We start from the raw sequence: 10,985 nt of genomic DNA on the forward strand, positions 1-10,985 counted from the left end.
TGCCGCCCGCATTTTCGGGCCGCCAGCGGCATGTGGCGGGGCGCGGAAAAACGGGGCCGGGTCAGCGCTCCTCGCCCGCGTTTTCGCTTTTGCTTGCGTTGGCAGGCACGTCACGCCAGGCAATGTCCTGCACGGCGTCGGCGGGCGTGGCGGCTGGCTGGCTGCGGCTGCGCGGCCAGCGGGCGCTGCCGCCCCAGCGGCTCCAGCGTTGCTGCCAGAAGTCGGCGGGCGAAGCGCGCCGTCCGGCAAGCCACGCCGCCAGCAGGCTGACGATGACCACCACCGCCACCGCCAGCAGCAGCAAGATGGTCAGCGCCAGCGCCCCCAGCACGAACAGCGCGCGCAGCACGGCGGCCAGAAAGCGGCTGAACGGGTTGGAGGCGGAATCAGGAAAAGACGGGCGGGACATGGCATTCCTCATAAGAGCCTGTTTGCAATCGGTCCACGGGCGCGAAAAACGCGGCCCCGGACGGTCTGCGGCTTGCCGTCCGCCCCGGTCCGCCCCGCGCGGCCAAATGGCAAACGGATGGCAAACGGATTTTTGGGGCAGATAGGGCGCGGCGCGGCAATTGCCAAGGGCGCGCATTGTCTTTGATGCAGGGCGCAGGCGGCGCTTGCGCCAGGCCGCTTCTATTTTTGAACCATGTCAAAGCGTTATGTGCCGCTCGCAACGACCATTCCACCTGCTCCGGTCATGGAGCGCTGGCCAGCGCAAGCTGGCCTGAACGCACACTGATGCTCCTGTCCCTGCCAGCCGCCCGCCATTTCATGGGGGTGCGGGCGATCTGGCGGCGGCTTCACCGCCTTTGCTGCAAAAGCTGCCGAAGCACAGCTTTTGCAGCAAAGGCGGATTTTTTTGCCCGCTGCGGGCTGTCTGCCGCCGGGCGCGTTGAAGCTGCGCGCAGCATGGGTTTGACTGCTTTGTTAGCTCCTTGTTTCATAGCATGATGTCCTAGTGCATCCAGCGCAAAACAGGTTTTTCATGCCCTTGAATTTGCTCCTTTTTTAAGGTCATCCAGCTCGGCTTCTGGCGGCGCGTTCAGAAGCGTTCATCTGCGGCCAGATAGCGCCACTGGCCTACGGGCAGCGCGCCCAGGCGCACCTGGCCGATGCGGATGCGCTTGAGGCCGACGACGCGCAGGCCCACCAGTTCGCACATGCGGCGGATTTGGCGTTTCTTGCCTTCGGTCAGCACAAAGCGCAGCTGCTCGGGGTTTTGCCAGTGCACTTGCGCGGGCTTGAGCGGCTGGCCATCCAGGCTCAGGCCGTGGCGCAGCAGGGCCAGGCGCTGCGGTGGAAAAGCGGCTTGCACGTTCTGCGTGACGGGGCCGAAGGCCACGCGCACCAAGTATTCCTTGTCCACGGGCGAGTCTTCGCCAATGATGCGGCGGGCCACGCGCCCGTCTTGCGTGAGCACGAGCAAGCCGGTGGAGTCAATGTCCAGCCGCCCGGCCGGGGCCAGGCCGCGCAGTTGCGCGGGCGCAAAGCGCAGGCGCACGGCGTCGCCCGCCCAGCGGCTGCGCGCGGCAATCAGGCTGGCGGCGGGCGGGTGGCCGTCTTCAGCCTGGCCGCTGACGTAGCCCACGGGCTTGTGCAGCAAGATGGTGACGCGGCCCGCCTGCTGCCGCCCTGCCGCGCGGCTGACGGTGATGCGGTCGCCAGCGGCGACTTTGGCGCCCATTGGCGCGGGCTGGCCATTGACCAGCACCCAGCCTTTGGCAATCCATTCGTCCGCCTCGCGGCGCGAGGCCAGGCCCAGCTCGGCCATGCGCTTGTTCAGCCGCACCAGAGCGCCGCTTTCGGCGGCCAGGCAGGCAGCGGGCATTGCAGGCGCGGGAGCGCGGCGAAGGCGGGAGGGCTGGGGAGCGGACGGGGCGGCGGACATGGCTGCGAAAGCGAAGGAAGGCGAAGAAATCGGCGGAGATCGGCGCGGCTGTCTGATGGCGATGTCTGGCGGCGATGGGCCGCCGCGCCGGGCGCCAGCCGGCGCATGCGGCGGCGGCGCGTTTCGGCCGCCGGGCCGCTCAGTCGTAGGGCCTGAAGACGATGGTGAACTGGGTGTGCACGCGCCCGTCCACGTCGCGCGGCATGGAGCCGGTTTTTTCGACGGCGCGGACGACGGCGCGGTCCCACGCGGGGTTGCCGCTGGCCTTGACCAGGCGGGCGCTGATGAGGGTGCCGTCGGGGGTGGTGCGCACTTCGACTTCGGCCACGGGGTTGCCGTTGATGTCGTCAGGGAAAACGATGTTGGGCTTGACGCGGGCTTTGACGCGGCCTGCGAAGCTGCCGGAAGGGCCGGCGTCGCGGTCGGCCTGGCCGTTGCCACTGCCGCCGCTGGCGCGGCCTGTGCCGCTGCGGCCGGCATCTGCGCCATCGCTGCCGCTGCCCGCCAGGGCGTTCATGCGGCGCAGGGCTTCGGCGCGGCGGGCGGTTTCGGCTTTTTTGTCGGCTTCGGCCTGGCGGCGTTCTTCGGTGCGGCGCTCGCGGTCGAGTTTTTCTTTTTCCTGCTGAAGCTGTTTTTCGAGGCGCTCTTTCTCTTTCTGGCGCTCTTTTTCCTTTTCGGCGCGTTCTTTCTGCTGTTTTTCTTTTTCCTGGCGTTCTTTTTCTTCGCGCAGCTTGTCCTGCCGTTCTTTTTCGGCGCGTTCCTTTTCCAGGCGCAGTTTTTCCTGGCGCTGCTGCTCGAGCTGGCGCTGGCGCTGCTGTTCTTTTTCTTTCTGCTCGCGGGCGATGTCGGCTTCGCGGGCGTCAGGCTGGGGAGCCGGGGGCCTGGGTTTGGGTTCAGGCGCAGGCTGCGGTTTGGGCCTGGGTTCTGGCGCGGGCTGGGGCCTGGGCTGCGGGGCGGTGCGCACGGCGCGGGGGGCGGCCTGCTGCACGCTGGCAGCCCAGATTTCGGCTTCGATGGCTTCGCTTTGCTCTTCGCTGCGCCGCCAGCTCATGCTGAGCAGCGCGAACACAAGCAGCAGCGCCACATGTGCGCCAATGGCCCAGGGCAAGGCGGTGAGCAGGCTGGGTTCGGGCGGCGGGGCGAGTTCGGCCGGGTCTGCGGGGGCCGGGTTCATGTCGGGCATGGCGGGCCTTGCTTGGTAGCTGCCGAAAAGGGCAGGGCTTATTTCACGGAGAGCGCGATGCGCTGCACGCCCGCTTCGCGCAGGCGGCCCATGAGGCTCATGACTTGCTGGTAGGGCAGGTTCTTGTCGGCAGCCAGGAGCACGGGCATGTCGGGCTGGCCGGCCAGGGCCTGCTGCACGCTGGCGATGAGGGCGGCTTCGCTCTGGGCGGGCTGCAGGGGGGTGTCCTTGCCGCCGGTGCGGCCCGTGTTGTGGCTGTAGACGCCTTTGTCGTCAATGGCGACGATCATGTAGTTTTCAGGCGGGCGGGAGGATTTGCCAGCGGTGGGCACGTTGATGGCGCCGGGGGTGATGACGGTGGCGGTGACCATGAAGATGATGAGCAGCACCAGCATCACGTCAATGAAGGGAACCATGTTGATTTCATTGACGGAGCGGCGGCCACGGCCACGGGAGGCGACGGCGGGCATGGGCGTTTCTCCTTGGGGCGGGCGTCAGATGCGCGCGGCGGCTGGGGAAGCAGGCGCCGGAGCGCCGAGGTTGCGCTGGAGGATGTTGGTGAATTCTTCGATGAAGGTTTCCTGCCGGGTGGCGAGGCGGTCGATGTCGCGCGCAAAGCGGTTGTAGGCCAGCACGGCGGGAATGGCGGTGAACAGGCCCAGCGCCGTGGCCACGAGCGCCTCGGCAATGCCGGGGGCGACGGTGGCGAGGGTGACTTGCTGCAAGCCGGCCAGGCCGGTGAAGGCGTGCATGATGCCCCAGACGGTGCCGAACAGGCCCACGTAAGGGCTGACCGAGCCTGCGGAGGCCAGCAGCGACAGGTGCGTTTCGGCGGCGTCCATCTCGCGCTGGAAACTGGCGCGCATGGCGCGGCGCGCGCCGTCCAAAAGCGTGCCGGGGTCGGCGATGCGGCGCTCGCGCAGCTTTTGATACTCGCGCATGCCGCAGGCGAAGATGCGCTCCAGCGGGCCGATCTGGCCGGCGTTGCGGCTGGCGTTGTCGTACAAGTCGTTCAGGCTGGCGCCCGACCAGAAATCGCTCTCGAACTGGCTGTTTTGCCGCTGAATGGCGCGCAGCGCGGAGGCTTTGCGGATGATGGCGGCCCAGCTGGCCACGGAGACCAGCAGCAGCAGCAGCATGACGGCCTGCACGACGAAGCTGGCGTGCAAGATGAGCTGGAAGATGGAGAGTTCCTGGTTCATGGTTGGTTTGGCTGTGTGGTGAAAACGGAGCCTTCAGCCGCGCAGGCGCTCAAGCAGAAGGGGCGGAATGCGTTCGGGCCGCATGCCTTCGGCGCTGACCCAGGCCAAGCGGAACTGGCCGGTGACGAGCAGGCGGCCCGCGCGGGCTGCTTCGGGCGCATCAGGCGCATCGGTTTGCCCGCCTTGCAGCCAGATTTGCTGGCCGATGAGCAGCGAGGCCGCGCCCGCCTGCTCCAGCGTGGCGGTGACGGCGATGCAGTCATCCAGCCGCGCCGGATGCAGGTAGTTCACGCTGGCGCGGCTGACGACGAACATGCCGCCTTGCCGCTCGCTCAGACTGCGCTGGCCCAGGCCGCGCGCGCGCAGCCATTCGGTGCGGGTGCGCTCGAAAAAGCGCAGGTAGTTGGCGTAATAGACGATGCCGCCCGCATCGGTGTCTTCCCAGTAAATGCGGGCGGCGTAAATGAAGCTGGCGGGGGCGGGTGCGGTCATGCGAGCAGCGCTTTCATGCGGGCCACGGCTTCTTGCAGCTGCGGCAGGGCGTTGGCGGTGGAAAAACGCACGCAGCGGGCCGTGCCGTTGGCGCCGAAATCGCGCCCGGGCGTGACGGCCAGGCGCGCGCGCTCCATCAGGGCGAAGGCGAAGTCCCAGCTGTTCATGCCTTCGCCGCCCAGGCGGCGGGCGGCTTCGGCGCAATCAGCCCAGGCGTAGAAAGCGCCGTCTGGCATGACGGGCACCTGCAGGCCCAGCGCGGCCAGCTGCGGCACGAACCAGTCGCGCCGCGCCTTGAATTCGGCGCGGCGGCGCTCGTATTCGGCCAGGCTTTCAGGCTCAAAGCAGGCCAGCGCGGCATGCTGCGCCACGGCGCTGGGGCAAATGAACAGGTGCTGCGCCAGCTGCTCCACCAGCTGCGCCATGCGCGGGGGCACCACCATCCAGCCCAGCCGCCAGCCTGTCATGCAGAAATATTTGCTGAAGCTGTTGATGCTGATGATGTCGGGCGACAGGCGCAGGGCGCTTTGGCCGTAGGCCGCGTCAAAGCTCAGGCCCAGGTAAATCTCGTCCACCAGCGTGAAGCCTTCCCGGCCTTGCACGGCGGCGTGCAGGCGCGCCAGTTCGTCGGCAGCAATCGAAGTGCCCGTGGGGTTGGAAGGCGAAGCCAGCAGCACGCCGCGCGTGCGCGCGCCCCAGGCGGCCTGCACGTGCTGCGCATCCAGCTGAAAGCGCGCCTGCGCCGAGGCGGGCAGCAGCACGGCCCGCGCGCCCGCGCTGGCGACAAACTGACGGTTGCAGGGGTAGCAGGGGTCGGGCATCAGCACTTCGTCGCCCTCGTCCAGCAGGGCCAGGCAGGCCAGTTGCAGTGCGGCCGAAGCGCCTGCCGTCACGATGATGCGGCTGGCGGGCACGCTCACGCCAAAGCGGCTGGCGTACCAGCCGCTGATGCGCTCGCGCAGCCCGGGCAGGCCGCAGGCGTGGGTGTATTGCGTGCGCCCCTCGCGTATGGCGCGTTCGGCGGCTTCGCGCACCAGCGGCGGGGCGGTGAAATCTGGCTCGCCTATGTTCAGGCGGATCATGGGCGGCCCGCCTTGCGTCTGCATCGCGGCGGCGTGCTTGGCCATTTCCATCACGTAAAAAGGCTCGATGCGCTGCGCGCGCTGCGAGTGGCGAAAACTCATGGCCTGCTCTCGCCTTTGCTGGCCTTGCCTGCGGCGCGGTCGGCCTGCACCTCGTGCGGGCGCAGGCGGGGCGCCATGCCGTTGAGCACGGCATTCACGTATTTGTGCCCGTCGGTGCCGCCAAAGTCCTTGGCCAGCTCGATGTATTCGTTCAGCACCACGCGCCAGGGCACGTCGGGGCAGCGCAGGAATTCAAATGCGCCCATCCACATGCACGCATGCTCGATGGGCGACAGCTCGGCCAGCCTGCGGTCCAGCTGCGGCTCGATCAGCGCGTCCAGCTCCTGGCTTTGCTCGATGCAGCCGTGCAGAAGCGCGTCGTAATGGGCCGAGTCGCACTTGTGAAAGCCGGAAAGATCGCGCGTGAAGGCGTCAATCGCGCCGGCTTCGCCCTTGCCCACCAGAAATTGATACAGCCCCTGCAAGGCAAATTCACGCGCCCGCGAACGGGCCGACTTGATGGAGGATTTGCGTGTGCCGCCCGTGAGTTTGGGCGGCCTGGCGGTTCTCCGGGCTTTCGGGGCGTCGCCAGCGTCTGTGGCTGGGCCAGGCTGCGGCCCCAGGCCGGGAATGAACACTTCACCCGCGCCGCTGGCGCCATTGCCGCCGTTCATGCCAAAGCCGCCGCTCATGCCCGCACCTTTTGCAGCAGGCGGGCCATTTCCACGGCCACGCGGGCGGCTTCGCGCCCCTTGTCCAAGCGGGCGATGGCCTGCGCCTCGTCTTCGGTGGTGATGATGGCGTTGGCAATGGGCAGGCCGTGATCCAGCGACACGCGCGACACGCCCGCGCCCGATTCATTGGCCACCAGCTCAAAGTGGTAGGTCTCGCCGCGAATCACGCAGCCCAGCGCCACCAGCGCGTCAAACCGGCCCGTGGCCGCCAGCGCGTGCAGCGCCAGCGGCGCTTCCAGCGCGCCGGGCACTTGCACATGCGTGATGTCGGCGGCGGCCACGCCCAGCGCCGCCAGCTCTTGCAGGCAGCCTTGGGCCAGCGCCTGCGTGATACCGGCATTGAAACGCGCCTGCACGATGCCGATGACCAGGCCTGCGCCGTCCAGCTGGGGCGCCGCGCCACGATTGGCTTCAAACATGAAAAAGCTCTTTCTCTTGTGAATCAGTTCAGTGGGATGAATAAGGCAGGAGCAGCCAGCGCAGCGGCTTCAGCCTTGCGCCTGCGGCTCTTGCTGCGGTGAAAGATGCCCCGTCACCTCCAGCCCGAAGCCGCCGGCCATGCTCGGCAGGCGGCGCGGCATGCCCAGCAGCTGCATGCGGCGCACGCCCAGCTCGCGCAGGATTTGCGCGCCCACGCCGTAGCTGCGCAAATCCATGCGTCCGCGCTCGGGCGCATGGCTGGCGCGCGCCTTGCCCTCGAACTGCGCCAGCAGCTGATCGGCGCTTTCGCCGCAATTGAGCAGCACGGCCACGCCGCGCCCGGTCTTGGCGATGAAGGCCAGGCTCGCATCCACGCTCCAGGAGTGCATGGCGCGGCCCGGCTCCAGCGCGTCCAGCACCGAAAGCGGCTCGTGCACGCGCACGGGCACTTCTTCATCGGGCTGCCACTGGCCTTTGGTCAGCGTCAGATGCAGCGCGCCGCTGGGCGTATCGCGCCACAGCTGCGCCATGAACTCGCCATGTGCCGTCATCATGGGGCGCGCGGCCACGCGGCTCACCAGCGTTTCATTGCGGCTGCGGTACTCAATCAAATCGGCAATCGTGCCGATCTTCAGCCCGTGCTGCGCGGCGAAAAGCTGCAAATCGGGCAGCCGCGCCATCGTGCCGTCGGCATTCATGATTTCGCAAATCACGGCAGCGGGCGTGCAGCCGGCCATGCGCGTCAGATCGCACCCGGCCTCGGTGTGCCCGGCGCGCATCAGCACGCCGCCTTGCACGGCCTGAATGGGAAACACGTGCCCCGGCTGCACCAGGTCTTGCGGCCGGGCCTGCCGCGCCACTGCCGTTTTGATGGTGCGCGCGCGGTCGGCGGCTGAAATGCCCGTGGTCACGCCCTCGGCCGCCTCGATGGAAGTGGTAAAGGCCGTGCCATAACGCGCGCCGTTGTGCTGGCTCATGGGCGACAGGCCCAGCTGCTGGCAGCGCTCTTGCGTGAGCGTCAGGCAAATCAGCCCGCGCGCGTGCGTGGCCATGAAGTTGATGGCCTCCGGCGTCACGAAATCGGCCGCCAGCACCAAATCGCCCTCGTTCTCGCGGTCTTCCTCGTCCACCAGAATCACCATGCGGCCGGCCTTGAGTTCCGCCACGATTTCATGCACTGGCGCAATACCCTGCGCCACAGGCTGCAAGCCTTGCCGGGCGGCAATTTCACGCGCGGCTGCGCTAGAAGCTGGAAGTGCGGAGATATCAGACATGACCGGGATTATTTCAATGAGCGGAATACGGCAAAAGCGCCGCGAAAAATGGTGAATTGTAGCGCCGCCCCTCTTTGCCTTCTTTGCGCCCTGCCGTCCATGCCTTGTTTTTCAATCAGACGCAGGGCGGGACACAAAAGGCGCCGATTTGTTTTGCGGTGTTTTCAGGCCATTATCAAAAATCAGTCCGCCAATGCCGTTGATTTTCAAAATTTCCCGAAATTCATTTTCATGAAAACAAATGCGCAATCAGGCAAAAAGAACGCCGGGGTGTGGCAGCGAATCAGAATGCGTTGGCAAGGCGCGAGCCGCAGGCAAGCCTGATGAATCACACGCTGCCCGGCGAAGCGTTTGCAACACCCACAAGTGTCCGAGTCCGCATTTTTCGCCGCAGACAAGCGGCAAACAAGCGCTCAGGCTGGCTTCGGCAATCCAGAATCATCAGAAAAAGGAGCAAATTCAGGGACAGGAAAATGCCCTTCTGCGCTTTATGCACTAGGACGTTTAGCTATAAATAGAGGAGCTAATTAGTGATGCTTGGCCTGGACTTAGGCACTTGAGGCGGCTGGGCGGCTTGCTCTTTGCCAGCGCGCGGGAAACAGCCTGGCTCCGGCGCTGCCGGAAAATGCGCCCGGGCCGCTCTCACACGCCGCTTTTTACGCGGGCGGCCCGCCGTTCGAATTGCACGAAACCATCTTGCCAGGAGACCAACATGAACCATCCTCACGCCGCTGTCGCCGTCACCCAGCTGCCGCAGCCCTACCGCGTTCAGCTGAATGACAACCTGGGCCACCAATGGCTGTCTGACGAGCCTGAAGACGCAGGCGGCCAGAACACGGCCACCACGCCTGACCGCATGCTGCTGGGCGCGCTGGGCGCCTGCACCGCCATCACCTTGCGCATGTACGCCCAGCGCAAAGGATGGCCGCTGACCGGCGTGACGGTGGATTTGCAGCTCAATCCCCAGGGCAAGCCCGAGGCGGGCGCGGGCAATGACATCGCGCGCGTGATCCGGCTGGAGGGTGATCTGGATGCCGGACAGCGCGCCCGCCTGATGCAAATTGCCGATGCCTGCCCCGTTCACAAGCTGCTAACGGGCCAAGTGCGCGTCAGCACAACGGAAGCAGCGGCCTGAGAGGCTGTCCTTTGAACAGGTTTTCAGAGCCTGTTCCCATGGCAGCGCCTCATGGCTGCGGCGCAGCGGCTTCGCCCTCGCCGCCATCGGCAGCGGCTTTGCGGCCCTTGGCGGGCTTGGCATCAAGGCCATCGGGTGCAGCCACGGCCGCTGGCCGCGCGGCAATGCCCAGCGACTCGCGCACCTTGTTCTCGATTTCGCGCGCCAGCTCCGGGTTTTCGCGCAGGAAAGTGCGGGCGTTGTCGCGGCCCTGGCCGATTTTTTCGCCCTGGTAGGCGTACCAGGCGCCGGACTTTTCCACCACCTTGGCTTCCACGCCCATGTCGATGATTTCGCCTTCGCGGCTGATGCCCTGGCCGTAGAGGATGTCGAACTGCGCCTGCTTGAATGGCGGGCTGACTTTGTTTTTCACCACCTTCACGCGCGTTTCATTGCCAATCGGCTCCTCGCCCTTCTTGATGGAGCCAGTGCGGCGGATGTCCAGCCGCACCGAGGCGTAGAACTTCAGCGCGTTGCCGCCCGTGGTGGTTTCGGGGCTGCCGAACATCACGCCAATCTTCATGCGGATCTGGTTGATGAAGATCACCGTGCAGTTGGTGCGGTTGATGCTGGCCGTGAGCTTGCGCAGCGCCTGGCTCATCAGGCGTGCTTGCAGGCCGGGCAGGCTGTCGCCCATGTCGCCCTCGATTTCAGCCTTGGGCACCAGCGCCGCCACCGAGTCCACGACCACCAGATCCACCGCGCCGGAGCGCACCAGCGAATCGACGATTTCCAGCGCCTGCTCGCCCGTGTCGGGCTGGCTGATGAGAATGTCCGAGAGTTTGACGCCCAGTTTTTCGGCGTAGCTGGTGTCCAGCGCGTGTTCGGCGTCAATGAAAGCGCAGGTGCCGCCGAGTTTTTGCATTTCGGCCACCACTTGCAGCGTGAGCGTGGTTTTGCCGCTGGATTCAGGCCCGAAGATTTCAATCACCCGCCCGCGCGGCAGCCCGCCCACGCCCAGCGCCACATCCAGCCCCAGCGAGCCGGTGGACACCACCTGGATGTCTTCTGCCTTCTCGCCCTCGCCCAGCCGCATGATCGCGCCCTTGCCAAACTGCTTTTCAATCTGCGCCAGCGCAGCTTGCAGCGCCTTGGCTTTTTCTTCAGCGGCATTGGCAGGCGGCGCGTTCTTCGGGGCAGTGCTCATGTGTGTTCCTCGGTCAAAGTGTGAAGGCGGGGACTGTAGCAGGCGGCCTGCGCCCGCATGCGGGGAGTGCGGGCTGGCCGCCCCCGTCGAGGCCAGATCATGGGCAGGTTCTCAGACGGGCCGCGTGCATGGTTCCTGACGGAGGCGGCGCTGCTGGCAGGGATGATTGATTTCTGGCAAATGAATTCAGCGCGCAGCTGGATGAATTCACAAACATCAATTCATTTCCCGAGAAAATCAATCAATATCAAATCATGTTTGCCTTTATATATTGCCGCCGTCTGATTGAAAATGGTTTAAGCGGTTATTATCCGCTCACGGGTCGAAATTGCAGTTGAAAAGGATTTCGC

At 66.0% G+C, this 10,985-nt stretch carries 13 protein-coding genes; 2 read left to right on the top strand and 11 right to left on the bottom strand.

Going from position 1 to position 10,985, the window contains the following annotated elements:
• Window positions 1-61: 61 nt before the first annotated feature.
• The 10 genes from C1720_RS03260 to ribBA form a co-directional block, all read right to left on the bottom strand.
• Window positions 62-409: a hypothetical protein gene (locus C1720_RS03260; protein ID WP_146006848.1), complete on the bottom strand. Its 348-nt coding sequence runs from the start codon at window positions 407-409 to the stop codon at window positions 62-64.
• Between the two features lie 630 nt (window positions 410-1,039).
• Window positions 1,040-1,885, bottom strand: a complete 846-nt coding sequence (locus tag C1720_RS03265) for a pseudouridine synthase (RefSeq protein WP_102283221.1) — start codon at window positions 1,883-1,885, stop codon at window positions 1,040-1,042.
• 139 nt (window positions 1,886-2,024) lie between these two features.
• Window positions 2,025-3,068 (bottom strand): cell envelope integrity protein TolA, encoded by a 1,044-nt coding sequence (tolA, locus tag C1720_RS03270; RefSeq protein WP_233199779.1) that lies wholly within the window; start codon window positions 3,066-3,068, stop codon window positions 2,025-2,027.
• 38 nt (window positions 3,069-3,106) lie between these two features.
• Window positions 3,107-3,538, bottom strand: a complete 432-nt coding sequence (locus C1720_RS03275; RefSeq protein ID WP_050715592.1) for an ExbD/TolR family protein — start codon at window positions 3,536-3,538, stop codon at window positions 3,107-3,109.
• A gap of 24 nt (window positions 3,539-3,562) precedes the next feature.
• Window positions 3,563-4,270: a protein TolQ gene (tolQ, locus tag C1720_RS03280; RefSeq protein ID WP_050715591.1), complete on the bottom strand. Its 708-nt coding sequence runs from the start codon at window positions 4,268-4,270 to the stop codon at window positions 3,563-3,565.
• Between the two features lie 33 nt (window positions 4,271-4,303).
• Entirely contained in the window at window positions 4,304-4,762 is a 459-nt protein-coding gene (locus C1720_RS03285; RefSeq protein WP_102283222.1) for a YbgC/FadM family acyl-CoA thioesterase, read from the bottom strand.
• Window positions 4,759-5,946 (bottom strand): pyridoxal phosphate-dependent aminotransferase, encoded by a 1,188-nt coding sequence (locus C1720_RS03290; RefSeq protein ID WP_102283223.1) that lies wholly within the window; start codon window positions 5,944-5,946, stop codon window positions 4,759-4,761. Before C1720_RS03290 ends, C1720_RS03285 begins: the two co-directional genes overlap by 4 nt.
• Entirely contained in the window at window positions 5,943-6,578 is a 636-nt protein-coding gene (nusB, locus tag C1720_RS03295; protein WP_233199780.1) for a transcription antitermination factor NusB, read from the bottom strand. The genes C1720_RS03290 and nusB overlap by 4 nt, the downstream gene beginning before the upstream one ends.
• Window positions 6,575-7,039 (bottom strand): 6,7-dimethyl-8-ribityllumazine synthase, encoded by a 465-nt coding sequence (gene ribH / locus C1720_RS03300; RefSeq protein WP_050715588.1) that lies wholly within the window; start codon window positions 7,037-7,039, stop codon window positions 6,575-6,577. The genes nusB and ribH overlap by 4 nt, the downstream gene beginning before the upstream one ends.
• Window positions 7,040-7,108: 69 nt before the next feature.
• Window positions 7,109-8,314 (bottom strand): bifunctional 3,4-dihydroxy-2-butanone-4-phosphate synthase/GTP cyclohydrolase II, encoded by a 1,206-nt coding sequence (ribBA, locus tag C1720_RS03305; RefSeq protein WP_102283224.1) that lies wholly within the window; start codon window positions 8,312-8,314, stop codon window positions 7,109-7,111.
• Window positions 8,315-9,026: 712 nt separating this feature from the next.
• On the opposite strand from ribBA, the gene C1720_RS03310 reads away from it, so the two are divergent.
• Window positions 9,027-9,449, top strand: a complete 423-nt coding sequence (locus C1720_RS03310) for an OsmC family protein (protein WP_050715587.1) — start codon at window positions 9,027-9,029, stop codon at window positions 9,447-9,449.
• A gap of 49 nt (window positions 9,450-9,498) precedes the next feature.
• Here C1720_RS03310 and recA read toward each other — a convergent pair whose 3' ends face one another.
• Window positions 9,499-10,635, bottom strand: a complete 1,137-nt coding sequence (gene recA / locus C1720_RS03315; protein ID WP_102283225.1) for a recombinase RecA — start codon at window positions 10,633-10,635, stop codon at window positions 9,499-9,501.
• A 99-nt stretch (window positions 10,636-10,734) separates the two neighbouring features.
• Between recA and C1720_RS12785 the strand changes: the two genes are divergently transcribed.
• Entirely contained in the window at window positions 10,735-10,920 is a 186-nt protein-coding gene (locus C1720_RS12785) for a hypothetical protein (protein WP_146006849.1), read from the top strand.
• Window positions 10,921-10,985 lie beyond the last annotated feature (65 nt).

It is taken from the genome of Ottowia massiliensis (genome assembly GCF_900240305.1).
GTDB classification, from domain to species: Bacteria; Pseudomonadota; Gammaproteobacteria; order Burkholderiales; family Burkholderiaceae_C; genus Ottowia; species Ottowia massiliensis.

Excerpts from the sequence above, each read along its gene's own strand:
- ribBA (WP_102283224.1), bottom strand. The coding sequence starts at position 8,314 with ATGTCTGATATCTCCGCACTTCCAGCTTCTAGCGCAGCCGCGCGTGAA.
- C1720_RS03275 (WP_050715592.1), bottom strand. The coding sequence starts at position 3,538 with ATGCCCGCCGTCGCCTCCCGTGGCCGTGGCCGCCGCTCCGTCAATGAA.
- C1720_RS03285 (WP_102283222.1), bottom strand. The coding sequence starts at position 4,762 with ATGACCGCACCCGCCCCCGCCAGCTTCATTTACGCCGCCCGCATTTAC.
- C1720_RS12785 (WP_146006849.1), top strand. The coding sequence starts at position 10,735 with ATGGGCAGGTTCTCAGACGGGCCGCGTGCATGGTTCCTGACGGAGGCG.
- ribH (WP_050715588.1), bottom strand. The coding sequence starts at position 7,039 with ATGTTTGAAGCCAATCGTGGCGCGGCGCCCCAGCTGGACGGCGCAGGC.
- nusB (WP_233199780.1), bottom strand. The coding sequence starts at position 6,578 with ATGAGCGGCGGCTTTGGCATGAACGGCGGCAATGGCGCCAGCGGCGCG.
- C1720_RS03265 (WP_102283221.1), bottom strand. The coding sequence starts at position 1,885 with ATGTCCGCCGCCCCGTCCGCTCCCCAGCCCTCCCGCCTTCGCCGCGCT.
- C1720_RS03290 (WP_102283223.1), bottom strand. The coding sequence starts at position 5,946 with ATGAGTTTTCGCCACTCGCAGCGCGCGCAGCGCATCGAGCCTTTTTAC.
- C1720_RS03260 (WP_146006848.1), bottom strand. The coding sequence starts at position 409 with ATGTCCCGCCCGTCTTTTCCTGATTCCGCCTCCAACCCGTTCAGCCGC.
- recA (WP_102283225.1), bottom strand. The coding sequence starts at position 10,635 with ATGAGCACTGCCCCGAAGAACGCGCCGCCTGCCAATGCCGCTGAAGAA.
- tolQ (WP_050715591.1), bottom strand. The coding sequence starts at position 4,270 with ATGAACCAGGAACTCTCCATCTTCCAGCTCATCTTGCACGCCAGCTTC.
- tolA (WP_233199779.1), bottom strand. The coding sequence starts at position 3,068 with ATGCCCGACATGAACCCGGCCCCCGCAGACCCGGCCGAACTCGCCCCG.
- C1720_RS03310 (WP_050715587.1), top strand. The coding sequence starts at position 9,027 with ATGAACCATCCTCACGCCGCTGTCGCCGTCACCCAGCTGCCGCAGCCC.